Origin of the sequence: Kitasatospora sp. NPDC058115 (assembly GCF_042884635.1) — a bacterium.
GTDB lineage: Bacteria > Actinomycetota > Actinomycetes > Streptomycetales > Streptomycetaceae > Kitasatospora.
Genome location: NZ_JBHVTL010000023.1, coordinates 56917 through 82149, shown reverse-complemented (window position 1 = coordinate 82149; position 25233 = coordinate 56917). Strand labels below are relative to the sequence as shown.

The 25233-nt window shown below is 72.8% G+C and carries 23 protein-coding genes and 4 tRNA genes; 16 read left to right on the top strand and 11 right to left on the bottom strand.

Annotated features, from left to right (window positions below; all coding sequences use genetic code 11):
- Positions 1-28 precede the first annotated feature (28 nt).
- Genes crcB (ACFVVL_RS24190) through crcB (ACFVVL_RS24180) form a run of 3 tightly spaced genes read right to left on the bottom strand, consistent with a single transcriptional unit; the run spans position 29 to position 1256 of the window.
- Entirely contained in the window at positions 29-403 is a 375-nt protein-coding gene (gene crcB, locus ACFVVL_RS24190) for a fluoride efflux transporter CrcB (protein WP_380289174.1), read from the bottom strand.
- Positions 400-798 (bottom strand): DUF190 domain-containing protein, encoded by a 399-nt coding sequence (locus ACFVVL_RS24185; RefSeq protein WP_387678484.1) that lies wholly within the window; start codon positions 796-798, stop codon positions 400-402. The genes crcB (ACFVVL_RS24190) and ACFVVL_RS24185 overlap by 4 nt, the downstream gene beginning before the upstream one ends.
- Positions 795-1256, bottom strand: a complete 462-nt coding sequence (gene crcB, locus ACFVVL_RS24180; RefSeq protein ID WP_387678629.1) for a fluoride efflux transporter CrcB — start codon at positions 1254-1256, stop codon at positions 795-797. Before crcB (ACFVVL_RS24180) ends, ACFVVL_RS24185 begins: the two co-directional genes overlap by 4 nt.
- 88 nt (positions 1257-1344) lie before the next feature.
- Between crcB (ACFVVL_RS24180) and ACFVVL_RS24175 the strand changes: the two genes are divergently transcribed.
- From ACFVVL_RS24175 to ACFVVL_RS24160, 4 genes are all read left to right on the top strand, one after another.
- Positions 1345-1686 (top strand): metallopeptidase family protein, encoded by a 342-nt coding sequence (locus ACFVVL_RS24175; protein ID WP_350547852.1) that lies wholly within the window; start codon positions 1345-1347, stop codon positions 1684-1686.
- Between the two features lie 101 nt (positions 1687-1787).
- Positions 1788-1860, top strand: a tRNA-Glu gene (locus tag ACFVVL_RS24170).
- Positions 1861-1915: 55 nt separating this feature from the next.
- Positions 1916-1989 (top strand) — tRNA-Asp (locus tag ACFVVL_RS24165).
- Positions 1990-2016: 27 nt separating this feature from the next.
- Positions 2017-2090, top strand: a tRNA-Phe gene (locus tag ACFVVL_RS24160).
- A gap of 143 nt (positions 2091-2233) precedes the next feature.
- Here the strand turns inward: ACFVVL_RS24160 and ACFVVL_RS24155 are convergent.
- The 3 genes from ACFVVL_RS24155 to ACFVVL_RS24145 form a co-directional block, all read right to left on the bottom strand.
- Positions 2234-3181 (bottom strand): hypothetical protein, encoded by a 948-nt coding sequence (locus ACFVVL_RS24155; protein ID WP_380289228.1) that lies wholly within the window; start codon positions 3179-3181, stop codon positions 2234-2236.
- Positions 3178-3699 carry a SigE family RNA polymerase sigma factor gene (locus ACFVVL_RS24150; protein ID WP_380289230.1) on the bottom strand — a complete coding sequence of 174 codons (522 nt, stop codon included), beginning with the start codon at positions 3697-3699 and terminating at the stop codon, positions 3178-3180. The genes ACFVVL_RS24155 and ACFVVL_RS24150 overlap by 4 nt, the downstream gene beginning before the upstream one ends.
- Before the next feature lie 123 nt (positions 3700-3822).
- A complete protein-coding gene (locus ACFVVL_RS24145; RefSeq protein WP_387678479.1) occupies positions 3823-4206 on the bottom strand; it encodes a VOC family protein in 384 nt (127 codons plus the stop codon).
- A 188-nt stretch (positions 4207-4394) separates the two neighbouring features.
- On the opposite strand from ACFVVL_RS24145, the gene ACFVVL_RS24140 reads away from it, so the two are divergent.
- From ACFVVL_RS24140 to ACFVVL_RS24120, 5 genes are all read left to right on the top strand, one after another.
- Positions 4395-6494 carry an FAD/NAD(P)-binding protein gene (locus tag ACFVVL_RS24140; RefSeq protein ID WP_380289234.1) on the top strand — a complete coding sequence of 700 codons (2100 nt, stop codon included), beginning with the start codon at positions 4395-4397 and terminating at the stop codon, positions 6492-6494.
- Positions 6491-7906 carry a 3-carboxy-cis,cis-muconate cycloisomerase gene (gene pcaB, locus ACFVVL_RS24135; RefSeq protein WP_387678476.1) on the top strand — a complete coding sequence of 472 codons (1416 nt, stop codon included), beginning with the start codon at positions 6491-6493 and terminating at the stop codon, positions 7904-7906. Before ACFVVL_RS24140 ends, pcaB begins: the two co-directional genes overlap by 4 nt.
- Before the next feature lie 94 nt (positions 7907-8000).
- A complete protein-coding gene (locus tag ACFVVL_RS24130; protein ID WP_387678473.1) occupies positions 8001-8570 on the top strand; it encodes a hypothetical protein in 570 nt (189 codons plus the stop codon).
- Positions 8571-8745: 175 nt separating this feature from the next.
- Positions 8746-12747: an ATP-dependent RNA helicase HrpA gene (hrpA, locus tag ACFVVL_RS24125; RefSeq protein ID WP_387678470.1), complete on the top strand. Its 4002-nt coding sequence runs from the start codon at positions 8746-8748 to the stop codon at positions 12745-12747.
- 129 nt (positions 12748-12876) lie between these two features.
- Positions 12877-12950 (top strand) — tRNA-Asp (locus ACFVVL_RS24120).
- Between the two features lie 389 nt (positions 12951-13339).
- Here ACFVVL_RS24120 and bldC read toward each other — a convergent pair.
- Positions 13340-13546, bottom strand: a complete 207-nt coding sequence (gene bldC, locus ACFVVL_RS24115; protein ID WP_014137253.1) for a developmental transcriptional regulator BldC — start codon at positions 13544-13546, stop codon at positions 13340-13342.
- Positions 13547-14118: 572 nt separating this feature from the next.
- The gene (locus ACFVVL_RS24110) at positions 14119-15021 is read right to left on the bottom strand and encodes a hypothetical protein (RefSeq protein WP_387678467.1); all 903 of its coding nucleotides are present in this window, start codon (positions 15019-15021) and stop codon (positions 14119-14121) included.
- Between the two features lie 300 nt (positions 15022-15321).
- Between ACFVVL_RS24110 and ACFVVL_RS24105 the strand changes: the two genes are divergently transcribed.
- On the top strand, positions 15322-16437 hold the full coding sequence (locus ACFVVL_RS24105; protein ID WP_387678626.1) for a Glu/Leu/Phe/Val dehydrogenase dimerization domain-containing protein: 1116 nt from the start codon (positions 15322-15324) through the stop codon (positions 16435-16437).
- A gap of 417 nt (positions 16438-16854) precedes the next feature.
- Positions 16855-17112: a DUF3073 domain-containing protein gene (locus ACFVVL_RS24100; RefSeq protein ID WP_327679361.1), complete on the top strand. Its 258-nt coding sequence runs from the start codon at positions 16855-16857 to the stop codon at positions 17110-17112.
- Positions 17113-17275: 163 nt separating this feature from the next.
- Here ACFVVL_RS24100 and purM read toward each other — a convergent pair whose 3' ends face one another.
- From purM to ACFVVL_RS24085, 3 genes are all read right to left on the bottom strand, one after another.
- On the bottom strand, positions 17276-18361 hold the full coding sequence (purM, locus tag ACFVVL_RS24095) for a phosphoribosylformylglycinamidine cyclo-ligase (RefSeq protein ID WP_380289251.1): 1086 nt from the start codon (positions 18359-18361) through the stop codon (positions 17276-17278).
- Positions 18362-18444: 83 nt separating this feature from the next.
- A complete protein-coding gene (gene purF, locus ACFVVL_RS24090; RefSeq protein ID WP_380289253.1) occupies positions 18445-20028 on the bottom strand; it encodes an amidophosphoribosyltransferase in 1584 nt (527 codons plus the stop codon).
- A 231-nt stretch (positions 20029-20259) separates the two neighbouring features.
- Complete coding sequence (locus tag ACFVVL_RS24085) at positions 20260-21186, bottom strand: diacylglycerol kinase (RefSeq protein ID WP_380289255.1); 927 nt, start codon at positions 21184-21186, stop codon at positions 20260-20262.
- Positions 21187-21312: 126 nt separating this feature from the next.
- Here ACFVVL_RS24085 and ACFVVL_RS24080 point away from each other — a divergent pair, with 126 nt between their 5' ends.
- From ACFVVL_RS24080 to ACFVVL_RS24060, 5 genes are all read left to right on the top strand, one after another.
- Positions 21313-22596 carry an adenylosuccinate synthase gene (locus ACFVVL_RS24080; protein WP_380289257.1) on the top strand — a complete coding sequence of 428 codons (1284 nt, stop codon included), beginning with the start codon at positions 21313-21315 and terminating at the stop codon, positions 22594-22596.
- Positions 22597-22719: 123 nt separating this feature from the next.
- Positions 22720-23322, top strand: coding sequence for a GNAT family N-acetyltransferase (locus ACFVVL_RS24075; RefSeq protein ID WP_380289259.1), 603 nt, complete (start codon positions 22720-22722; stop codon positions 23320-23322).
- Positions 23323-23859: 537 nt separating this feature from the next.
- The gene (locus ACFVVL_RS24070; protein ID WP_380289261.1) at positions 23860-24723 is read left to right on the top strand and encodes a helix-turn-helix domain-containing protein; all 864 of its coding nucleotides are present in this window, start codon (positions 23860-23862) and stop codon (positions 24721-24723) included.
- Complete coding sequence (locus ACFVVL_RS24065; RefSeq protein WP_380289263.1) at positions 24720-24908, top strand: DUF397 domain-containing protein; 189 nt, start codon at positions 24720-24722, stop codon at positions 24906-24908. The genes ACFVVL_RS24070 and ACFVVL_RS24065 overlap by 4 nt, the downstream gene beginning before the upstream one ends.
- 14 nt (positions 24909-24922) lie before the next feature.
- Positions 24923-25111, top strand: a complete 189-nt coding sequence (locus ACFVVL_RS24060) for a DUF397 domain-containing protein (protein ID WP_380289265.1) — start codon at positions 24923-24925, stop codon at positions 25109-25111.
- Positions 25112-25233: the final 122 nt, after the last annotated feature.

Sequence of the window (25233 nt, the reverse complement as noted above, 5' to 3'; positions counted from 1 at the left end):
CGCCCGCAGGAGCCCGGGCCGCCCGCGTTCAGCCCCAGAGCGCCGCGGCCAGCTCCGCACCCGCGTACACCGCCGCCAGGCCCGCCGCGACGCTGCCCGCCACGTTCGCCAGCGCGTACCGCCCGGCCCCGCCGACGGCCAGCCGCAGCGTCTCGTACGAGAACGTCGAGTACGTGGTCAGCGCCCCGCACAGCCCGGTCCCGAGCAGCAGCTGGACGTGCGAGGACGCCGCGCCGGCCGCCACCGCCCCGGTCACCAGCCCGAGGACCAGGCAGCCGGACACGTTCACCACGAAGGTCCCCCACGGGAACACCGAGTCGTGCCGGGACTGCACGGCCCGGTCGGTCAGGTACCGCACCGGCGCGCCGACCAGCGCCCCGGCCACCACCAGCAGCCAGTTCACGCCGCCCCGCCCTCCTCCGCCGCCCCGGCCGGCCCCGGTCCGCCGGGGCGTCCGGCGTACCGGAGCACCTCGCACCGCTCCAGGGTCACCAGCCCCTCCACCGCCAGTCCCTCCAGCTCGGGCAGGAACGCCCGCACCCGCTCCTCCGTGTCCACGATCACCACCGCCACCGGCAGGTCCTCGCTCAGCGACAGCAGCCGCGCCGTGTGCACCATCGAGGACGCGCCGAACCCCTCGACCCCCCGGAACACGCTCGCCCCCGCCAGCCCGGCCGCCCGCGCCCGGTGCACGATCTCGCTGTACAGCGGGCGGTGCCGGCACCGGTCGTTCTCGCCGACCAGCACCGTCAGCCGCAGCGCCGGTCCGCCCAGCCGGGGCCGCCCCGCGCCCGTCACACCGGCCGCCCGGGCCCGCGCAGCAGCAGACGGCGCGTCACCGCGGCCGCCGCCCAGACCGCCGTCAGCGCCGCCACCAGGGTCAGCCCCAGGTACGCCACGGCCGGTCCGGGCCGCCCCTCCTCCAGCAGCCGGCGGACGTCCACCGCGTACGTCGAGAAGGTCGTGAACCCGCCGAGCACGCCCGTGCCGAAGAACGGCCGCAGCAGCGGATGGGCCGGCCGGCCCTCGGTGACCACCACCAGGAAGACCCCGATCACGGCGCACCCGACCACGTTCACCAGCAGCGTCGTCCACGGGAACACCGAGGGTCCGGTCGTCCACAGCAGCCCCGCCCCGTACCGGGCCGTCGCCCCCAGCGCTCCGCCGACGGCCACCACCGCCACCGCCGGCCCCTGCCCGCGCAGCACCGGCGGACGCCGCCGGGCCGTCCCGGCCGCCGCACCGTCCGCCACCAAGTCCTCCGAGGTCGCCACAGACCCATGAAACACCGGCCCCGACCGCCTGGCACACCGTCACCGCAGACCCGACAATGAACCGGTGGAGATGACCCGGGAAGAGTTCGAGGTACTGGTCGCCGACGCGCTCGACCGGATCCCGCCGCAACTCGCCGCGATGATGGACAACGTCGCCGTCTTCGTCGAGGACGAGCCCGACCCCGCCGACCCGGAGCTGCTCGGCCTCTACGAGGGCACCCCGCTCACCGAGCGCGGCGAGTGGTACGCGGGCGTCCTGCCCGACCGGATCATCGTCTACCGCGGCCCGACCCTGCGCCTGTGCGAGGACCGCGAGCAGGTCGTCGAGGAGGTCCGCACCACGGTCATCCACGAGGTCGCCCACCACTTCGGTTTCGACGACCACGAGCTCGACGAACTCGGCTGGTCCTGACCCCGCCGCCCACCCGGCCGAAACCCGTTTTGGCGTTCGGCCCCGCATCCCATATGCTTCTCGACGTCCCCGAACGCTGGAAACAGCCGGACAGGCCGCAAGCCCTCATCGTCTAGTGGCCCAGGACGCCGCCCTTTCAAGGCGGTAGCACGGGTTCGAATCCCGTTGGGGGCACGCAGTACCGTAGTAAAGTGTTGTGCCGCAAGACCTGAGTGGTTCGCCACTCCAAGGTCCCGTGGAGCAGTTGGTTAGCTCGCCACCCTGTCAAGGTGGAGGTCGCGGGTTCAAGTCCCGTCGGGATCGCTCGTCTCGCAAGAGACGGTGCAGTACGGCCAGGTAGCTCAGTTGGTACGAGCGTCCGCCTGAAAAGCGGAAGGTCGCCGGTTCGACCCCGGCCCTGGCCACAGGTGCCTGAGAAGGCGGGAAGGCCCCGGAGAGATCCTCTCCGGGGCCTTCCGCGTGTCCGGGGCACGCCCGGCCTCCGCCCGGCCTCCGCCCGGGCTGCCGGACGGGTCGGGCGGGTCGGGCGTGCCCCGGTCCCGGGCGGTCAGCTGTCCAGCCACCCCCCGTCGGCGGCGATCAGCGAGCCGTCGGCCGCGTAGAGGCGGAGTTCGGCCGGGATGCCGCGCTTGGCGACGGCGATCCAGCGGGCCTCGGAGTCGCCGAGCGCGAGGATGGCCGGCTCGGCGGTGACGCCGTCGCGCCACCGGATCTCGGCGCGGGCGACACCCGGGCCGATCAGTCCGGCCTGGGCCCGGGGGACGTGGAACAGCGGGTCGGCCTCGCCGTTCTTGGACTGGGCGCCCAGCCAGACCTTCGGGAACTGCTCGCCGGGGGCGTGCACGAAGCCCGCCGGGCCGCCCGGCGGCGCGATCAGGGCGTCGGCGGGAGTCGCCAGCCGCCGGCCGTCCAGGACGTAGTAGAAGACCACGCGGTCCGCGTCCGGGCGCCCGTACTGGTCGACGTAGTCCGCGGTCGGCGCCGCCCCGGTGTAGCCGGCCGAGGCGTCCTCGGCCCAGATCAGCCGGGCCTGCTCGTGGATCCGCTCCGCGCCCGGGGCCGGCCACAGGGCCGCGACGACGCTCCACGGCTTGCCGTCCACGGTGCCGGAGAGCACCTGGATCCGGGCCGGGTCCAAGGGGTCGCGGGGATCGTGCTGCGGGGCGGCCGCGGCGCCCGGGGCGGCGCCCGGCACCAGGACCGCCGAGACGCCGGCGGTCGAGACCGTGACCGCCGCGGTGCCGGCCGGACCGCCCGCTCCGCCGCCCACCCCGCCCTGCACCGCCGCGACGCCCCCCGCCACCGCGACCAGGGCCAGCGCCAGCGCCGCGCCCAGCGACGTCCGCCGCCGGGCCACCCTCCGCCGGCCGCCGGCCAGCACGGCCTCGTACGGCGCCGGGCCGCTCTCGACCGTCCCCGCCAGCCCGGACAGCGCCCGGGCCACCTCCTCGCCGCCCTCGGCCGCCGCGTCCGCGGGCGTCCCGTCGTGGTTCATGCCGCACCTCCGATGCTCGTCGTGCTGATGAGTGAGGAGAGCTCGCGCAGCTTGGCGATGCCCTTCGACGCCTGGCTCTTGACCGTGCCGACCGAGCAGCCCATCGCGGCGGCGGCCTGGGACTCGCTCAGGTCCTCCCAGTACCGCAGCACCACCGCCTGGCGCTGTCCGGGCGGCAGCGTGCCGAGGGCCGCCAGCAGGGCGGCCCGGTCGTCCAGCCGCGCGAAACCGTCCGGACCGGTGCGCTCCGGCACGGCGGTGACCAACTGCTCCGGCACCCGGCGCCGGAAGCGGCGGGCGTGCTCGTTGACCACGATCCGGCGCACGTAGGCGTACGGCTCGTCAGCCCGGGTGACCCTCCCCCAGGCGGCGTAGGTCCGTTCCAGCGCGGTCTGGACCACGTCCTCCGCCAGGTAGCGGTCCCCGGTCAGCAGGAACGCCGTCCGGATCAGACGTGGCCAGGCCCCGGTCACGAACGCGTTGAACTCCGCGTCCCGCTCGGCCTTCTTGGCTCCCATGAGCACCTCCTCACCCCACCAGAGCCCACGACGGCCCCGGACCGTTGCCGGGAACGCCGACGGCCGGCCCGGGAGGACCGGCCGAACGGGCAGAACGGGAGGTCAGGGCCTCCGCGGACCGGATCAGCGGCTGTCGCCGGAGGCCCTGGTCATGATCTCCAGATTGTGGCCGCTCGGGTCCTCGAAGTAGGCGCCGCGGCCGCCGGACCAGGCGTTCACCCGGCCGGGGCGGCGGTGGAAGGGGTCGGCCCAGTAGGTGAGCCCGCGCTCCCGGACCCGGCCGAGGACGGCGTCGAACTCCTCCTCGCCGACCAGGAAGGCGTAGTGCCCGGTGGGGACCGGGCCGTCGACCCGCATCACGTCCAGGGCGACGTCGTTGGCGAGCCGCACGACCAGGAACGGCTCGCTGCGCACCAGGGCGGGGAGGCCGAGGACCTCGGCGAGGAAGCGGGCGGTCTCCTCCTCGTCCCGCGCCGGGACGATCGTGTGATCGAGCTGAACAGCCATGGAACGTTTCCCTCCTGGGCCGGCGGACGTCTGCCGAGCGTAGGACTTCAAGTCCGCTTCACATCAAGCGCGCCCGAGCCGGGCCATGAGCCGCGCGGCGGGACGTACCGCGTCGCGCGGGGGCGGTCGGCTGCTCTTAGTACCTTTTCATCATCAGATCGACACAACTACGATGACGTCCTGTGGGCATGATCGATCGTCATCTCCAGATCTGCGTCATCGGCGCCGGTCCGCGCGGCCTCTCGGTACTGGAGAGACTCTGCGCCAACGAACGAACCGGGCCCGGCGGGGCCACCGTCACGGTGCACCTGGTGGATCCGGCGCTCCCCGGCCCCGGCCGGGTCTGGCGCACCGACCAGTCCCGGCACCTCCTGATGAACACGGTGGCCTCGCAGATCACCGTGTACACCGACGACAGCGTACGCATCGAGGGCCCGGTCGAACCCGGTCCGAGCCTGTACGAATGGGCCCGATCGCTTGCCCGGGAGGGCCGTTCTCCGGACCACCCGGCCCGCCACGACGACGTGACGCTCGCCGAGGCCGCCGCGCTCGGCCCGGACACCTACCCGACCCGCGCCTTCTACGGGCACTACCTGCGCGACGCCTTCCGGGCCGTGGTCGCCGCCGCACCGCCCACCGTCACCGTCCGGGTGCACCGCTCCCGGGCGGTCGCGATGGCCGACGCGCACGGCTTCCCCGGCGGCCCGCAGGGCGTCCGGCTGGAGGACGGCACCCGGCTGAACCGGCTGGACGCCGTCGTGCTCGCCCAGGGCCACGTCCCCGCCCGGCTCACCGCGCGCGAGGAGCGCACCGCCGGCCTGGCCCGGATCCACCACCTCGACTACGTCACCCCCGCCAACCCCGCCGACGTCCACGTCGCCGCCCGCCCCGGCCAGAGCGTCCTGCTGCGCGGCCTCGGCCTCAACTTCTTCGACCACATGGCGCTGTTGACGCTCGGCCGCGGCGGCCGCTTCGAACGGGTGGAGGGCACCCTGGTCTACCGGCCCTCCGGCGCCGAGCCGAAGCTCTACGCCACCTCCCGGCGCGGCATCCCGTACCACGCGCGCGGCGAGAACGAGAAGGGCGCCCACGGGCGCCACCTGCCCCGGCTGCTCACCACCGAGGTGGTCGCCGAACTGCGCGAACGCACCCGCAAGGGCGAGTCGGTGCGCTTCTCCGCCGACCTCTGGCCGCTGGTCTCCCGCGAGGTGGAGGCCGTCTACTACGGCGCGCTGCTCACCGCCGGGGGCCGCGACGCCGAGCGCGAGGCGTTCACCGACCGGTTCCTGACCGCCGCCGACCCGGCCGCGGTGCTGGACGCGTACGACGTCCCGCCGGACCGCCGGTGGTCCTGGGAGCGGCTCTCCCGCCCGTACGCAGGCCGGGAGTTCGCCGACCGCGCGGACTTCCGCGACTGGCTGCTCGGCCATCTGCGCCAGGACGTCGCCGAGGCCCGGGCGGGCAACATCAGCGGCCCGCTGAAGGCCGCCCTGGACGTGCTGCGCGACCTGCGCAACGAGATCCGGCTGGCGGTCGACCACAGCGGCATCGAGGGCGCCTCCTACCGGGACGACCTGGACGGCTGGTACACCCCGCTGAACGCGTTCCTGTCCATCGGCCCGCCGGCCGAACGGATCGAGCAGCTGATCGCGCTGATCGAGGCCGGCGTGCTGGAACTGCTCGGCCCCGGCACCGAGATCAGGATCGACCCGGTCGACCCGGCGTTCACCGCGCACTCCACCACCGTCCCCGGCCCGCCGGTCCGGGCCTCGGTGCTGGTCGAGGCCCGGCTGCCGGAACCGGACCTGCGCCGCACCGACGACCCGCTGCTGCGCCACCTGCTGGACACCGAGCAGTGCGCCGCCTACCGGATCCCCGGCGAGTCCGACGGCGGCTACCAGACCGGCGGACTCGCCGTCACCGAGCGGCCCTACCGGCTGCTGGACGCGCGCGGCCGGGCGCACCCGCGCCGCTTCGCGTACGGCGTGCCGACCGAGTCCGTGCACTGGGTCACCGCCGCGGGCATCCGCCCCGGCGTCGACTCGGTGACCCTGGGCGACTCCGACGCCATCGCCCGCGCGGTGCTGGCGCTCTCCCCCGCGCCCGAGTGGCCCGCGGTGCCGCCGCCGCGCGACGGCGGCGAGGGCACCGACGGCGCCGCCGGGACGTTCCCGCTGCACGGGACCGGCGGCACGGGCGGGACCGGCGGCACCGGCCGGCCCGGCCCCGCCCGGACCGGCGGAACCGACGAGACCGACGAGACCGAACCGAGAGGCGTCGTCGTATGACCGACCAGCACCCCGACCCGGCCGGGGCGGACACCGACTCCGGACTGCTCTCGCCGGTCCGGGCCGGCACCCCGGTCGAGGCCGCCGTCTCCGACCGCGCCTGGCTCCAGGCCATGCTGGACGCCGAGGCCGCGCTGGCCCGCGCCCAGGCCGGGCTGGGCACCGTGCCCCCCGCCGCGGCCGCCGCGATCACCCGGGCCGCCCGGGCCGAGCACTTCGACGTCCGCGCCCTCGCGCTGGCCTGCCGGGAGACCGCCAACCCGGTGGTCGGCCTGGTGCAGGCGCTGAGCCGGGTGGTGGCCGCCGAGGACCCGGCCGCCGCCGAGTACGTGCACCGCGGTTCCACCAGCCAGGACGTCCTGGACACCGGCGCGATGCTGGTCGCCGCCCGGGCCCTGCGGCTGGTCCGGGCCGACCTGGACCGCACCGCCCGCGCGCTCGCCGCGCTGGCCGCCGAACACCGTGACACCCTGCTGGCCGGCCGCACCCTGGCGCTCCAGGCGGTGCCCACCACCTTCGGCCTCAAGGCGGCCGGCTGGCGGCAGCTGGTGCTGGACGCCGACCGCCGGCTCGCCGCCGTCCTGGCGGACGGACTGCCGGTCTCGCTCGGCGGCGCCGCCGGCACCCTGGCGGGCTACCTGGAGTACGCCCGGCTGGACGGCCCGGACCCGGACGTCGAGGCCGGCGACTACCTGGACCGGCTGGCGGAGGCCTTCGCGGCGGAGACCGGCCTGGCCCGCCCGGCGCTGCCCTGGCACGTGCTGCGCACCCCGATGGCCGACCTGGCCGCCGCGCTGGCCTTCACCACCGGGGCGCTCGGCAAGATCGCGGTGGACGTGCAGTCGCTGACCCGCACCGAGGTCGGCGAGGTGACCGAACCGGCCGTGACCGGGCGCGGCGCCTCCTCGGCGATGCCGCACAAGCGCAACCCGGTGCTGTCCACCCTGCTGCGCAGCGCCGCCCTCCAGGTGCCGGTGCTGGCCGCCGGGCTGACCCAGTGCCTGGTCACCGAGGACGAGCGCTCCGGCGGGGCCTGGCACGCCGAGTGGCTGCTGCTGCGCGAGTGCCTGCGGCTGACCGGCGGCGCCGCGCACACCTCGGCGGAGCTGGCCGAGGGCCTGCTGGTCCGCCCGGAGCGGATGCGGGCCAACCTGGAGCTCACCGGCGGGCAGCTGGTCTCCGAGCGGATCGCCGCGCGGCTGGCGCCGAAGCTGGGCAAGGCGGAGGCCAAACGGCTGCTGACCGACGTCTCGCTGACCGCCGACCGGGAGGGCCGGGCGCTGGCCGAGGTGCTCGGCGAGCGGCCGGAGCTGGCCGGGCACTTCACCCCGCGGGAGATCGCCGCGCTGTGCGACCCGGCCGGGTACACCGGCGCGGCCGGCGCCCTGGTGGACCGGGCGCTGCGGGCCTGAGCGCGCCTCCCGCGGACCGCCCCGGCCCCCGCCCCAACAGTCCCGCGCGCCCCGGGTGATGACGGCCGGTCACCCGGGGCATAGGCTGCCGGCCGTGGACGAACTGACCTTCCGCGCGAAGGACCGGTACCACTGGTCCTGGCCTTTCGCCGTCGTGGCCGGGATCGCCGTGGCCGTCGCCGGCGTCCGGGTCGTGCACGACTTCGGCACGACACCCCTCTCCTGGGCGATCGGCGCCCTCCCGGTCCTGCTCCTCCCCCGGCTGCTGGCCCGCGCGTCGTGGAGCACGGTGGGGCCCGCCGGGATCACCTTCCACGGGGCCTTCACCCGGCGCGGCCGCACCTACCCCTGGCACGAGGTCCGGTGGATGGAGGTGTACCGGCAGGAGACCCGGTTCGGGACGTACCGGACCCTGCAGATCCACTTCGCCGACGGGCGCAGCCGCTTCCTGCCCGGGCTCGTCCAGAACCACTCGCACCCCTCCCCCGACTTCGAGGAGCAGGTGTACCGCGTCCGCAACTGGTGGCACCTGAACACCGACCCCGCCGGCCGGGTCCGCCCGCCGAAGAAGTTCCTCGACCTCCCGACCTCCCGGCTGGTGGGCCTGGTCGCCGTGCTCGCCATCGGTCTCGTCCTCCCGGTGGTCGTCCTCCACCGGTGGTAGGAGCCCCCCTCCCCCGGTAGGAGCCCCCCTCCCGCACGCACCGCGTCCGCGCCGATCCGGACGGTGACCGCGGCACCCCGGGCCGCCGTTGGCAGCGGACGGGCGTCCCCTGTGACACTGGAGTCGCTCGAAAACCGAGGTGCGCTCCGCCGCATCTCCTTGCGAACCTAGAGGGATGCCCGCCGTGAGTTCTCCCGCAGTCCAGTCCGCCGCCGAGTCCGCCCGGAGCGACGGGCCCGGCATCGGCGAGCTGGCCGCGCGCCTGCCCGAGCTGACCCTGCGCGACCAGGTGCGGATCGGCCGCCGGCTGGACGGCGCGCGCCGGGTCCGCAAGCCCGAGGCGCGCGCGAAGATCGCCGCCGAGATCGCCGCCGACGTCGCCAGGGCCGAGCTGCTGGTCGAGCGCCGCCGCGCCGCCGTGCCCGCCGTCGACTACCCCGCCGAGCTGCCGGTCAGCCAGAAGAAGGACGAGATCCTCGAAGCCGTCCGCGACCACCAGGTGGTGATCGTGGCGGGCGAGACCGGCTCCGGCAAGACCACCCAGATCCCGAAGATCTGCCTGGAGCTGGGCCGCGGCGTGCGCGGTCTGGTCGGCCACACCCAGCCCCGCCGGATCGCCGCCCGCACGGTGGCCGAGCGGGTCGCCGAGGAGCTGCGCAGCCCGCTCGGCGAGGCGGTCGGCTGGAAGGTCCGGTTCACCGACCAGGTCGGCCCGGACACCCTGGTCAAGCTGATGACCGACGGCATCCTGCTCGCGGAGATCCAGACCGACCGCGAGCTGCGCCAGTACGACACCCTGATCATCGACGAGGCGCACGAGCGCAGCCTCAACATCGACTTCCTGCTCGGCTACCTCAAACAGCTGCTGCCCCGCCGCCCCGACCTCAAGGTGATCATCACCTCGGCGACCATCGACCCCGAGCGGTTCTCCCGGCACTTCGAGGACGCCCCGATCGTCGAGGTCTCCGGCCGCACCTACCCGGTCGAGGTCCGCTACCGCCCGGTCGTGGACGAGGCCGGCGAGGACGGCGACGCCGACGAGGCGGACCGCGACCGCGACCAGATCCAGGCGATCTGCGAGGCCGCCGAGGAGCTCCAGGCCGAGGGCCCGGGCGACATCCTGGTCTTCCTCTCCGGGGAGCGCGAGATCCGCGACACCGCCGACGCGCTCACCAGGCTGAAGCTGAAGAGCACCGAGATCCTGCCGCTCTACGCCCGGCTGAGCTCCGCCGAGCAGCACAAGGTCTTCCAGCGCTCCTCCTCCCGCCGGATCGTGCTGGCCACCAACGTCGCCGAGACCAGCCTCACCGTCCCCGGCATCAAGTACGTGATCGACCCGGGCACCGCCCGGATCTCCCGCTACAGCCACCGCACCAAGGTCCAGCGGCTGCCGATCGAGGCGATCAGCCAGGCCAGCGCCAACCAGCGCAAGGGCCGCTGCGGCCGCACCTCGGACGGCATCTGCATCCGGCTCTACTCGGAGGAGGACTTCCTCTCCCGCCCCGAGTTCACCGACGCCGAGATCCTGCGCACCAACCTGGCCTCGGTCATCCTCCAGATGACCGCCGCCGGACTCGGCGACATCGCCGCCTTCCCGTTCCTGGACCCGCCGGACTCCCGCAACATCAAGGACGGCATCAGCCTGCTGCACGAGCTGGGCGCGCTCGACCCGGAGGAGAAGGACGTCCGCAAGCGGCTCACCCCGCTCGGCCGCAAGCTGGCCCAGCTCCCGGTGGACCCGCGGATGGCCCGGATGGTGCTGGAGGCGGACAAGAACGGCTGCGTGCGCGACGTCATGGTGATCGCCGCGGCGCTCTCCATCCAGGACCCGCGCGAGCGCCCCGCCGAGAAGCGCCAGGCCGCCGACGAACGGCACCGCCGGTTCACCTCGGAGACCTCCGACTTCCTCTCCTTCCTGTCGATGTGGCGCTACGTGCGCGAGCAGCAGCGCGAGCTGTCCTCCTCCGCGTTCCGCCGGATGTGCAAGGCCGAGTTCCTCAACTACCTGCGGATACGGGAGTGGCAGGACATCTACTCCCAGCTGCGCACGGTCGCCAAGCAGCTCGGCGTCACCATCGAGGAGGCGCACGACGACGCCGAGCCGGACGCCGACCGGATCCACCAGTCGCTGCTGGCCGGCCTGCTCTCCCACCTCGGCCTGTACGACGTGGAGAAGCGCGAGTACGGCGGCGCGCGCGGCGCCCGGTTCGCGGTCTTCCCCGGCTCCGGCCTGTTCAAGAAGCCGCCGCGCTGGGTGATGTCCGCCGAGCTGGTGGAGACCTCCCGGCTCTGGGCCCGGATCAACGCGAAGATCGAGCCGGAGTGGGTCGAGCCGCTGGCCGGGCACCTGGTGAAGCGCAGCTACAGCGAGCCGCACTGGGAGAAGAAGGCCGGGGCCGTCATGGCCTTCGAGAAGGTCACCCTCTACGGGGTGCCGGTGGTCGCCCAGCGCAAGGTCAACTACGGCCGGATCGACCCGGAGCTCTGCCGCGAGCTGTTCATCCGCAACGCCCTGGTCGAGGGCGACTGGGAGACCCACCACCGCTTCTTCGCCGAGAACCGCAAGCTGCTCAGCGAGGTCGAGGAGCTGGAGAACCGGGCCCGCCGCCGGGACATCCTGGTCGACGACCAGACCCTGTTCGACTTCTACGACGGCCGGCTGCCCGACGACGTCGTCTCCACCCGGCACTTCGACTCCTGGTGGAAGCAGGCCCGCCGGGAGCAGCCCGACCTGCTCAACTTCGAGAAGTCGATGCTCATCAACGACGCCGCCGACGGCGTCGCCGAGGCCGACTACCCGGACCACTGGCAGCAGGGTGCGCTCCGCTTCAAGCTCACCTACCAGTTCGAGCCGGGCAGCGACGCGGACGGCGTGACCGTGCACATCCCGCTGCCGGTGCTCAACCAGGTCACCGCGGAGGGCTTCGACTGGCAGATCCCCGGTCTGCGCGAGGAGCTGGTCACCGCCTGGATCAAGGCGCTGCCGAAGGCGGTGCGGCGCAACTTCGTGCCCGCCCCGGACTACGCCCGCGCCGCGCTGCGCGAGCTGAAGGGCCACCAGGAGCGCCAGGAACCGCTGCTGCCGGCCCTGGAGCACGCCCTGAAGCGCCTGACGGCGGTGACCGTACCCCCGGAGGCCTGGGACGAGGAACGCGTCCCCGAGCACCTCAAGGTGACCTTCCGGGTGGTGGACGGCCGCAGGAAGCTCGCCGAATCCAAGGACCTGGAGGACCTCCGGCTGCGGCTCAACCCGAAGCTGAAGGAGACGCTCTCCTCGGCCGCCTCCGGCCGGGGCATCGAGCGGTCCGGGCTGACCGCCTGGCCGGAGGACCTGCCGGTGCTGCAGCGCACCTTCGAGCAGCGCTCCCGCGGCCACTCGCTGCGCGCCTACCCGGCGCTGGTGGACGAGCGGGAGACGGTCGGCATCCGGCTGTTCGACACCCCGGAGGCGCAGGAGGCGGCGATGTGGGAGGGCACCCGGCGGCTGCTGATGCTCTCCACCACCTCGCCCGCCAAGTCGATCCAGGGCCGGCTGGGCAACCAGGCCAAGCTGGCGCTGTCGTACAACCCGCACGGCTCCGTCCCGGCGCTCTTCGAGGACGTGGTGGCCTGCGCCGCGGACCGGCTGATGACGCTGGCCGGCGGTCCGGCCTGGGACGAGGCGGCGTTCGGCGTGCTGCGCGACAAGGTCCGGGCCGACCTGTACGACCTCTCGGCGGACACCACGCTGAAGACGGCCACCGCGCTGATCGCCTTCCACAAGGCGTCGACCCGGCTGAAGTCGGTGAGCAGCCCGGTGCTGCTGAACGCGGTGAACGACATCCGGCTGCACCTGGCCTCGCTGGTGCACCCGGGCTTCGTCGCCGAGACCGGCTGGCAGCGGCTGCCGGACCTCAAGCGCTACCTGCTGGCGGTGGACCGCCGGCTGGAGGCGCTGCCCAATCACCCGCAGCGCGACGCCCAGCAGCTGCTGAAGGTGCAGCAGGTCCAGCGGGCCTACGGGGAGCTGCTGGCGGCCGTGCCGGCCGGGCGGCAGCCGTCCCCGGAGGTGCGGGCGATCCGCTGGATGATCGAGGAGCTGCGGGTCAGCTTCTTCGCGCAGTCGCTGGGCACGCCCTCGCCGGTCTCGGAGAAGCGGATCACCAAGGCGATGGAGGCGGCCAGGGCCACGCTCTGAGCTGCGCCGGGGGCCCCCGGGAGCCGGTTCGGAGCCGGTTCGACCTGGGGCCCCCACATGGGCTACGATCTGTCTTGTTCGCAGCGCGGCCCGCAAGGGAGAGCGGAGCGGACGGATCAGGAACACTCTGGTCCCGTGGAGCAGTTGGTTAGCTCGCCACCCTGTCAAGGTGGAGGTCGCGGGTTCAAGTCCCGTCGGGATCGCCGTAGGCGAAAGGCCCGGAACCGTTTGGTTCCGGGCCTTTCGCGTTTCCCGCTCCGGCCCTTTTACCCGGACTAGGTCTAGACCACAAGTGACCGTGCGTGTGATAGTCGTCACCCGCCTTTCCCGGGAACCGCCCGTTCGGACACCCTTCCCAGAAGGCACTAATTTAATATGTAAAATTGTACTGCTATTCACAGTAAATCCCCCCCACCCCTTCCCCCTCAAATCGTTATCCGGAGTTCAACATTCCGGGGTGGATCGCATCAGTACGACAGTCCTGTAGAAGGCACTCCGCGGGGGTGCGCCGGGACAAACAAAGGGGCTGCTTACCGGACCCGGCGGAGTCCGGTAAGCAGCCCCTTCGAAAGAGCCTTGAGCGTTCGACCTGTCAGGCCTCGGTGCGCTGCGCCGGAATACCGGCCAGCAGGGCGCGCACCTCCGCCTCACGGTAACGGCGATGGCCGCCCAGCGTGCGGATCGACGTGAGCTTGCCGGCCTTGGCCCAGCGGGTCACGGTCTTGGGATCCACACGGAACATGGTGGCGACCTCTGCCGGAGTCAGCAGGGGCTCGGCATCGGGGGTACGAGCGGTCATGAGCGGCCTCCTCGGGAGAACCGAACCAGGGCGGTTCTATCCTTCAAATTCTGCACCTTGGCCCGCGATGCCCGAAATGGCATAGACGGGCCGAGTCGGTTATAGGACGAACGGCTTGTCCTGGTGTCTACAACTACACCATCCGTCCAGCCCTATCGACCAAACCGCCAAAATTGACCCCTCACGGGTTCAAGCCCGGCGGATGGCGATGGACCACCCCATAACGGGCGGTCACCCTATAGTGACATTCGGTTACGAGGGGACCAGACCCGCCGTTTCCCCGCAAAGCACGCATCGACTCCAGAACCACCCAAAAGTGGGCACGCTCACGTGAACTTGGGCTGGTTGTCCCATTTTTGCACATAGGGGTGAGTTCGCGTCAACAGTGAGTAGTGTCACGTTCGACAGGTATTGACCCGAACCGGGACCTTGGTCATACGGCTCAGGCCGTAGGACTCTTACAGTCTTACAAGTACCACCGACGCCCGCCCCGGCCAGCGGTGACGCCGCCTCAGCCGGCCCGCGCCCGCCCGCACCCGCACCCGTGGCCGCCCGCACGCGGCCCGCCCGGCTCAGTTCGCGTGGCGCAGCGCCAGCACCTGCCGCCAGCGCACCGTCAGCGCCTCGTAGGCCCGCAGCGCCTCCGCCGAGTCCCCCGCCCGCAGCGCCCGCAGCCCGTCCTCCAGTTCCCCCGCCGAACGGTCCGCCAACAGCCGCTCCGGCCCCAGCAGATGCACCAGCCCCCCGTAGTCCAGCTCCACCAGCGACCGCGGATGGAACTCCTCCAGCCACCGCCCGACCTGCTCCGCCCCCCGCACCAGCTCCCCTTCCGGCACCGCCTCGCGCAGCGCCCGGTACGCCCGGGCCACCCGGCGGCGCGCCTGCGCCATCGGCGTCAGGTAGAACAACGACGCCCGGTCCCCCCGGACCCCTTCCCCCTCCTTCTCCCCCGCCCCTGCGGGAACGAAGCATCGATCCTCGTCCCCGAACGGCAGGAACCACCGCACCGGCACCTCCCACCGGCTGGTGAGGATCCACGGCCGGGCGTCCGGGTGGTCCGCCCGCCAGCGCTCCCGGTCCGCCTCCGCCTCGGCCCGGGTGGCCGGCGGCAGCGCGGTGTCCAGCAGCGCCACCGGCGCCCCGGCCCGCAGCTCCTCCAGGGCCTGCCAGTTGCGCAGCCTGGTCGCCCAGGGGCAGATGTACAGCACCCCGTCCACCAGCCGGACGAAGGCCCGCTCGCTCTCCCGCTCCGGCAGCGCCCGCGGGGTCCGGCCGACCAGCTCGGCCAGCGCCGTCCGCTGCTCCGCCAGCGCCGCCGCGGCCACCGAGCGGCCCGCCTCCGGCGCGTCCGGGCCGTGCTCCGCCGCGTAGACCTGCCAGTGCGCCCGCTCGGGCTCCGGGTAGGCGGCCAGCGGCTCGTAGACCCGCAGGTGCGCGGCGTAGGGCGGCAGCACGGAGGTACGCACGACGGTCACGTCCTGCATCGTCGCACGCACCCCCCGCCGCCCGGGAGTGTCCGGTCACCGCGGGCCGGCCGGCGCCGGGCGGCGGCGCCGTTCGCGGACGCGCCCCCGGGGCCCGAACGGGCTGCTGGCGCCCTCTTCGTCTCACCCCTCGGACAAGCGGCCCGAGCTTCGTCAAGGGTGCGGATCGGCGACGCCCTCGGGGCTACGCTTCGCCCTAGGCGCCCGCACCACAGCAAGCGGGCCTCGAATACTGGAGTCACCACAGTGACCGACGTACAGACCGCCGCCCCCTCGCACTCCGTACCCGGCGTGCTCGGCAGGATCTTCGGCAACTCCCAGGACGGCGCCACCGGCGACGGCCACGAGCAGGTCGTGCTCTGCCACGACCGCTCCTCCGGGCTGAAGGCGATCATCGCCATCCACTCCACCGCGCTGGGCCCGGCCCTCGGCGGCACCCGCTTCTTCCCGTACGCCTCCGAGGAGGCGGCGCTGGAGGACGCGCTCAACCTCTCCCGCGGCATGTCCTACAAGAACGCGCTCGCCGGGCTCGACCTCGGCGGCGGCAAGGCCGTCATCATCGGCGACCCGAACAAGGACAAGAACGAGGCGATGCTCCGCGCCTACGGCCGGTTCGTCGAGTCGCTGCGCGGCCGCTACATCACCGCCTGCGACGTGGGCACCTACGTCCAGGACATGGACGTCGTGGCGCGCGAGACCGGGTTCGTCACCGGCCGCTCGCCCGAGCACGGCGGCGCCGGCGACTCCTCCATCCTGACCGCCTTCGGCGTCTTCCAGGGCATGCGCGCCTCCGCCCAGGCCCGCTGGGGCCAGCCCACCCTGCGCGGCAAGCGGGTCGGCGTGGCCGGCGTCGGCAAGGTCGGCCACTACCTGGTCGGTCACCTGGTCGCCGACGGCGCCACCGTGGTCGTCACCGACGTCTCCGAGGCCGCCGTCAACCGGGTGCGCGCCGCCCATCCGGAGGTGGAGGTCGTCGCCGACACGGCCGCGCTGCTCCAGGCCAAGCTGGACGTCTACGCGCCCTGCGCGCTCGGTGGCGCGCTCACCGACGACAGCGTGGCCGCGCTGGGCGAGCACGGCACCGTCGTCGTCTGCGGCGCCGCCAACAACCAGCTGGCCCACCCGGGCGTCGAGAAGGACCTCGCCGACCGCGGCATCCTCTACGCCCCGGACTACCTGGTGAACTCCGGCGGCGTCATCCAGGTCGCCGACGAGATCGACGGCTTCAACTTCGAGCGCGCCAAGAACAAGGCGACGAAGATCTTCGACACCACCCTGGAGATCTTCACCCGGGCCGCCGCCGACGGCGTGCCGCCGGCCGTCGCCGCCGACCGGCTCGCCGAGAAGCGGATGCGCGAGATCAGCGCGCTGCGCTCGGTGCTGCTGCCGGGCGCCCGCCGGGGCTGATCCCGGCCGGACCGCGAGCGGACCCGGCCCGGTGACCGGCCGGTGACCGACCGATGGTGCGCGGGGGGCGTCCCCATCCGTCCCCCGCGCATCACAATGTGGAACCGGATTCTCACTTCTGCACCCGATCGGGTGATCCAACGTCCCCCTTGGGGGGATAATCGGTGCGGAAACAACGGACCTGAGACACCTGCGGACAGCGCGCAGAAAGCCGCAAAACCTCCCCTGACCTGGGACGACCTGGTCGCGGGTGCGGCTGGTGCGCGCCACGTCACACCGACGACGTACCGTCCAGCGGCAGAAACAGGTACCGTTGATGCTCCAAGGGACGGTTCTCCCCATTCGGGCAGGCCGCTCCTGATCATGAACACGTGTCAGACTCGGGGCCGTGAGCCCCATCGTTGAGGGGGTCGACCCATGGGGCGCGGCCGGGCCAAGGCCAAGCAGACGAAGGTCGCCCGCGAGCTGAAGTACAACAGCGGCGGGTTCGACGCCAATCGTCTCTCCAGCGAGCTGGGCGTATCGCCCTCCACCTCCCCGATCGAGCCGGAGCCGATCGAAGAGGACGAGGACGACGACCCGTACGCGGAGTACGCGGCTCGTTACGCCGATGACGGCGAGGACGACGACACCGAGTCGGGTACCGGGCCCTCCCAGGCCCGCCGTCGCGCGTAGTCTCCCAGTCTGACCGGACCGGCTTCGGTGCCCAGCGCACCGGGCCGGTTTTCGGCGTTCCCGCACGACCGCACCGACGGGCCCGCCCCGGACGGCGCGGCGGGCGGACGCGAAGGGCCCCTCCGGCACGGCCGGAGGGGCCCTCGTGCGTCACCGGACGGGCTCAGCCCGCCGTGAAGCCCTCGTAGGCGTTGTAGAGGGCCGCGCCCTCGGTGTGCTCGTCGGTGCGCTCGACGATGTCGCCCAGCACCCAGGACTCCACGCCGCGGTCCTCCAGGACCGCCAGCACGGCGTCCACCGAGTGCGGCGGGACGACCGCGACCATGCCGACGCCCATGTTGAGCGTCTTCTCGATCTCCAGGGTGGCCACCTTGCCGACCTCGGCGACGGTCCGGAAGACCGGCAGCGGGGTCCAGGTGCCGCGGTCCAGGCGGGCGTGCAGGCCGGCCGGGATCACCCGGGCCAGGTTGGCCGCCAGGCCGCCGCCGGTGACGTGCGAGAAGGCGTGCACCTCGGTCGCCCGGATCAGCGCCAGGCAGTCCAGCGAGTAGATCCGGGTCGGCTCCAGCAGCTCCTCGCCGAGCGTGCGGCCGAACTCCTCGACCTTGCGGTCCAGCTTCCAGCCGGCCTGGTTCAGCAGCACGTGGCGGACCAGCGAGTAGCCGTTGGAGTGCAGGCCGGAGGCGGCCATCGCGATCACCACGTCGCCCGCCCGGACGCGCTCGGCGCCCAGCAGCTCGTCCGCCTCGACGACACCGGTGCCGGCGCCCGCGACGTCGTACTCGTCCGGCCCGAGCAGGCCCGGGTGCTCGGCGGTCTCGCCGCCGACCAGGGCGCAGCCGGCCAGCGCGCAGCCCTCGGCGATGCCCTTGACGATCGAGGCGACCCGCTCCGGGACGACCTTGCCGACGCAGATGTAGTCGGTCATGAACAGGGGCTCGGCACCGCACACCACGATGTCGTCGACGACCATGCCGACCAGGTCGTGGCCAATGGTGTCGTGCTTGTCCATGGCGGCCGCGAGGGCCACCTTGGTCCCCACGCCGTCGGTGGCCGAGGCCAGCAGCGGCCGGCGGTAGTCCTTGAAGGCGGAGACGTCGAAGAGGCCGGCGAAGCCGCCGAGACCGCCGACCACCTCGGGGCGGTTGGCCTTCTTCACCCACTGCTTCATGAGCTCGACGGCGCGGTCGCCCGCCTCGATGTCGACGCCGGCGGCGGCGTAGGTGGCGCCGTTCTGGTCGGTAGTCACTGCTGTGCGGCCCTCTCGGGTCTGTGGTGGGGGTTGGAACGCCGGTGGGGTCCCGGTTGCGGGACCCCACCGCGGGTTCGTCGTTACGGGCGGCGCAGCGCGTCGGCCGCGCCCGCCCCGCCGAGCAGCGACTGGACGCCGTCCAGGTCGCTGCCGCTGGTCGGCTTGCCGCGGACCGCGGGGGTCTGCTGGCCGCCCTTGATCTCGGCCTCCAGCAGGAGCTTGCCGAGCAGCGCCGGGTCCGGCAGCTCCATCGGGTACTCGCCGTCGAAGCAGGCCCGGCAGAGCCGGTCCTTCGGCTGTTTGGTGGCCTCGATCATGCCGTCGATCGAGATGTAGGAGAGCGAGTCCGCGCCGAGCGTGCGGCCGATCTCCTCGATCGTCATGCCGTTGGCGATCAGCTCCGCGCGGGTGGCGAAGTCGATACCGAAGAAGCACGGCCACTTCACCGGCGGCGAGGAGATCCGGATGTGGACCTCGGCGGCGCCGGCCTCGCGGAGCATCTTCACCAGGGCGCGCTGGGTGTTGCCGCGGACGATCGAGTCGTCGACCACGACCAGGCGCTTGCCCTGGATGACCTCGCGCAGCGGGTTGAGCTTGAGCCGGATGCCCAGCTGGCGGATGGTCTGGCTGGGCTGGATGAAGGTGCGGCCCACGTAGGCGTTCTTCACCAGGCCGGAGCCGTACGGAATGCCGCTGGCCTCGGCGTAGCCGATGGCGGCCGGGGTGCCGGACTCGGGCGTCGCTATCACCAGGTCGGCCTCGACCGGGGCCTCCTTCGCCAGCCGGCGGCCCATCTCCACGCGGGAGAGGTGGACGTTGCGGCCGGCGATGGTGGTGTCCGGGCGGGCCAGGTACACGTACTCGAAGACGCAGCCCTTGGGCTTCGCCTCGGCGAAGCGCGAGGTGCGCAGGCCGTTCTCGTCGATGGCGATGAGCTCGCCGGGCTCGACCTCGCGGATGAAGGAGGCGCCGCAGATGTCCAGCGCCGCCGTCTCGGAGGCGACCACCCAGCCGCGCTCCAGCCGGCCCAGCACCAGCGGGCGGATGCCCTGCGGGTCACGGGCGGCGTAGAGCGTGTTCTCGTCCATGAAGACGAGCGAGAAGGCGCCCTTGACCTTGGGCAGGACGACCTTGGCCGTCTCCTCGATGGAGAGGTCCGGGTGGCCGGCGAGCAGCGCCGTCACCAGGTCGGTGTCATTGGTCGCGGCCGTCCGCCCGGAGCGGGAGACGTGCTCCTCGCCGGGGAGTTCGGCGACCATCGCCGCCAGTTCGGCGGTGTTCACCAGGTTTCCGTTGTGACCGAGGGCCAGGGAGCCGTGCACGGTCGCCCGGAAGGTCGGCTGGGCGTTCTCCCAGACCGAGGAACCGGTGGTCGAGTAGCGGGCGTGTCCGACGGCGATATGCCCGTGCAACGACCCCAGCGAGGCCTCGTCGAAGACCTGGGAGACGAGTCCCATGTCCTTGAAGACGAGAATCTGGGAGCCGTTGCTCACTGCGATGCCCGCGGATTCCTGACCGCGGTGCTGCAGGGCGTAAAGGCCGAAGAACGTGAGCTTGGCGACCTCCTCGCCGGGAGCCCAGACACCGAAGACGCCGCAAGCGTCCTGGGGGCCTTTCTCGCCGGGAAGAAGATCGTGGTTGAGTCTTCCGTCACCACGTGGCACGCCTTCGAGTCTAGGCCAGCCGACCCGGCGTTCCGGCACCCGGTCGGCCGGATCTGAACGGGCGTGGGCCGGTAACGCGCGTAGACAAAACCCCTTACCAGCGGCGGGTTTCGCCGTCCGGACCCGGCCCGCGAACGCGCCGGGCCTTGCGGTTCGCGCCCGTTGGCGCGTTCCGGGCGGGTACGGCGCTTCGCCCCGCGTTCGCCCGCCGTTCGTCCAACGTGAGCCTGCTCACCCGGGGGCCCCGTCGGCGCGGGAGGCCCGGGCGGCGGGCAGCAGCAGGCCCCAGCACCCCGGGTGGACCGTCCAGGTGCGGGCCCGGACCGGGCCGACCGGGTGGCCGTCCGCCTCGTAGCCGAAGCCGCGGCCGGCCACCGAGACGCTGGCCGCCCGGGCCCGGAGCAGGGCGCCGGGGGCGCGCACCACGATCTCCATCACGCCCTCGCCGGCCGAGTCGCCGGACGGCAGGGTCACCTGGACCACCCGGACCGGCCGGTGCACGTCGGCGAGCAGCCGCCCGTCCGCCTCGACCCGCAGCCGGGAGCTCTGCTCGCCGTGGCCCGGCTCGCCGCGTCCGGTGCGCCCGGCCGGTCCGGTCCGCGCGACCCGCTCCGGGGTGAGTACGGTCCCCTGCTCGGCCGCAGCCAGTTTCGCCCATAGCGAACGCCAGCCGCTCGGACGGCCCACCGGGCGCCGCGCCCCGCCGCCCGAGATCCGCACCCCGCCGAGCGCCACCCCGCCGCCGTCGTCCACCAGCAGGTCCAGCTTCCGCGCCGCCCCCGCCAGCACCGCCCGCGCGGCCGCGACCGGAGCCGGCGGCACGCCCAGCCCGCGGGCCGCCGCCACCTCCTCCGGACGGCCGACCGGGACCAGCCCCACCGGGTCCGTCCCCAGCTCACGTTGGCGGTACAGCGCCTGGAGCACCCGCTGCAGCGCGAGATCGGAACCGATCACGACCGGTCGCCTCCGGCCGCGGTGCGAAAGCACCCGGTCGAGCTCGGAGGGCGTCTCCGGGCAGGCCACCTTGACGTCCGTCCCGCCGGAGAGAACGTCCTTCGCGATCCGCACCGACTCGCCGTCGGACTGCCGGGCCGCCGGGTCGAGGAGCAGCAGGAGCGGCTCCGGGCCGCCGGTTGCAGGCGTGGACTGGGACGACACAACCGGTCCTTCCTCAGGTAATCTCTCGGTGCAAGAGCCCCTTGCGCTATTGCGCCAGGGGCTTCGTCTATCTCGGGGCAGACTGCGGCCTACGCAGGATGCCCCAACCGGAAGGGGTGTACGCCTGTGCCGGCACTCGTGCTCGTTGGCGCTCAGTGGGGAGACGAGGGCAAGGGGAAGGCGACCGACCTCCTCGGCGGCTCCGTCGACTACGTCGTCCGCTACCAGGGCGGCAACAACGCCGGTCACACGGTGGTCATCGGCGACCAGAAGTACGCGCTGCACCTGCTGCCTTCCGGCATCCTCAGCCCGAACGTGACGCCGGTGATCGGCAACGGCGTCGTCATCGACCCGGGCGTGCTGCTCTCCGAGCTCAACGGCCTGAACGAGCGCGGCATCGACACCTCCAAGCTGCTGATCTCGGGCAACGCCCACCTGATCACGCCGTACCACCGCACCCTGGACAAGGTCACCGAGCGCTTCCTCGGCAAGCGCCGGATCGGCACCACCGGCCGCGGCATCGGCCCGACCTACGCGGACAAGATCAACCGCGTCGGCATCCGGGTCCAGGACCTCTTCGACGAGTCGATCCTGCGCCAGAAGATCGAGGCGGCGCTGCACGACAAGAACCAGCTGCTGGTCAAGCTGTACAACCGCCGCGCCATCCCCGCCGACCTGGTGCTGGAGGAGTACCTGGGCTACGCGGACAAGATCAAGCCGTTCCTCGCCGACACCACGCTGGTGCTCGACGAGGCGCTGAAGGCCGGAAAGGTCGTCCTGCTGGAGGGCGGCCAGGGCACCCTGCTCGACGTCGACCACGGCACCTACCCGTTCGTCACCTCCAGCAACCCGACCTCGGGCGGCGCCTGCACCGGCTCCGGCATCGGTCCCACCAAGATCGACCGGGTCATCGGCATCCTGAAGGCCTACACCACCCGCGTCGGCTCCGGCCCGTTCCCGACCGAGCTGCTCGACGAGGACGGCGAGGCGCTGCGCCGCATCGGCGGCGAGCGCGGCGTGACCACCGGCCGCGACCGCCGCTGCGGCTGGTTCGACGCGGTGATCGCGCGCTACGCGACCCGGGTCAACGGCCTGACCGACTTCTTCCTCACCAAGCTCGACGTGCTCACCGGCTGGGAGCAGATCCCGGTCTGCGTGGCGTACGAGATCGACGGGCAGCGGGTCGAGGAGCTGCCGTACAACCAGTCCGACTTCCACCACGCCAAGCCGGTCTACGAGACGCTGCCGGGCTGGAGCGAGGACATCAGCAGGGCGAAGACCTTCGCCGAGCTGCCGAAGAACGCCCAGGCGTACGTGAAGGCGCTGGAGGAGATGTCGGGCGCCCCGATCTCCGCCATCGGCGTCGGCCCGGGCCGGGACGAGACGATCCAGATCAACTCGTTCCTGTAGGCACCGCCGCCGGGGAGGCCCTGCGGACCGTCCGGTCCGCAGGGCCTTCCTTTGCCCTCGCATCTTTGAACTAGCGCAAAACACCATTGCCTCTAGTGCATTCACGGACTACCGTTCCGGATCATGACCGCGAAGCTGCCCGTCCCCGTCACCCTCACCGGCCGCCACGTCCGCCTGGAGCCGCTGGACCGCCGCCACCTGTCCGACCTGTGGAGCACCGTCGGCCCCGACCCCGAGGTGTGGCGGTGGATCCCGTTCGGCGCTCCGGCGTCGGAGGAGGAGCTGGGGGCGATCCTGGACGTCCGGCTCGCCGAGGCGGCGGCCGGGAAGGCCGTGAAGTTCGCCGTGATCGAGCTCGCCACCGGCCGGGCCGTCGGCATCACCGGCTACTACGCGTTCGACGCGCAGGACGAACTGGTCGAGATCGGCGGCACCTGGTACGCCCGGTCGGTGTGGCGCACCGCCGTCAACACCGAGGCGAAGCTGCTGCTGCTCGTGCACGCGTTCGACGAGTTGGGCATGGGTCGGGTGTTCTGGAAGACCGACGCGCTCAACGACCGCTCGCGCAACGCGATCCTGCGTCTCGGCGCCCGGTTCGAGGGCGTCCACCGCCGCGAGAAGCGTCGCGCCGCCGGCGTCTGGCGCGACACCGCGTACTTCTCGATGCTGCGCGACGAGTGGCCGGACGCGCGCGCCCGCCTGGAGCAGCGGCTCGCCGCCGGCTGAGCGCGACCGGCCCTACGGATCCTTGCGGGGCGCCAAGTCCCGTTTGCCCGAACGCCGTTCCCGCGGCTGACGGGTCGCGATGATCTGCGCCACCACTCCGACGAAGACCACCGACACCAGCAGGCCCGTCAGCAACACCACGGCCATCAGCGATCGACCGCCGCCACGGCCGGGACCGCCCCGCCGCACACCCCGATGAGTTCCACACCCCAGTCATCGGCCAAAGGGGCGGCGAGGTCAAGCCCCCGCCCGCATGTTCGACCCGCGCCCGTCGCGACGGCGCCGCGCGGCCGCCCGCGGCGCGGCCCGTCGAACGCGGGCCCGGTCCCCGGTGGAAGCAACATCGACTGTCTCCAGTCCAGTTGAGGGGTGGAGCCGACTGCCGGCGCAGGCCGGCCCCGTGCCGACGACGTTAGGGTTCCAGGGGCAACTGTTGCTACTGCTTCTGGCGCACTTCACCCCATCGAGCGACCTTGTGGACCCGGTGTCCACGGGGCGGCAAACTGCACCGGAGGCACCGACCGAGGAGAGACGCGCATGCCACCACGCCTGTCGCCCAGCGTGCGCCAGCAACGGCTCGGCTCGGAACTGCGCAGGCTGCGGGAGCACGCGGGCATGACGTCCAAGGCCATGGCGGCGGCCCTGGGCACCGACGTCCCCAAGATCTCCCAGATGGAGAACGGCAAGTCGGGCATCAGCGCCGACCGCCTCCGCTCCTGGGCCTCCGCCTGCCGCTGCGCCAACCTCCCGCTGATCGAGGCCCTGACCCTGATGACCCAGGACCGCGGCAAGCACTGGTGGCACCACTTCCGCGGCCGGGTCCCGGCCGGCATGCTCGACATCGCCGAGCTCGAACACCACGCCGAGTCGCTGCTCGTCCTCAACACGACCTCGATCCCCGGACTGCTCCAGACCAGCCGCTACGCCGCCGCGATGTTCGCCCGGCTGCGGCCGCCGCTCCCCCGCCACGACGCCGACGTCCGGACCGCCTTCCGCACCGAACGCCAGCAGGTCCTCTCCGCCGGGCGGCCGTTCACGGCGTTCATACACGAGGCCGCGCTGCGGATGCAGTTCGGCGGCCCCACCGTCCTGCGGGAACAGCTGGCCAGCCTGCTCGACGACGCCGAGCGCCCCGGGGTCACCCTGCGGGCGATCCCCTTCGCGGTCGACACCTACCCGGGCTCCGGCGAGGACCTCTTCCTCGCCCACGGCCCGGTGCCCGAACTCGACACGGTGCAGATCGACCTCACCCAGGGGCCGCAGTTCATCGACTCGGAGGCGGACCTGGCCTCCTACCGCGCCATCGTCGCCGAGTCCGACTCGCTCGCCCTGGGCCCCGAGGAGACCCACGAGTTCATCCGGCGCATCATGACGGACCTGAAAGGCCGGCAACCCCGATGACCGACTGGCAGAAGTCCTCGATGAGCGGCAACAGCAACCAGTGCGTCGAAGTGCGGGCCGCCGGCGACCGCATCGAGCTCCGCGAGTCCGACGCCCCCGACGCGATCGTCACCACCACCCGCCCGACGTTCGCGCTGTGCATCGAGGCCGTCAAGCACGGCGCGTTCGACCACCTCATCCCGTGAAGGAGACCCTCCCGATGGACACCTGGCAGAAGGCCGCCCCCGGCGGCGAGGGCGACGACGCCCTGGAGATCCGCACCGTCGACGGCATGGTCGAGATCCGCGACCCCAGGAACGACGCCGTCATCGTCCGCACCACCCCCCGCAAGTGGGCCGCCTTCGTCCTCGGCGTGAAGGCCGGCGAGTTCGACCACTTCGTCGCCTGACCTCCCCGCCGCCCGCACCGGCCCCCGCACCCCGCGGGGGCCGGTGCGGGCGCCCGCTCCCGGCACGGCACCCGGGAAAATGGGCGCGAGGCGGCGGGGCGGGCTTCGCTAGGATTGGGGAG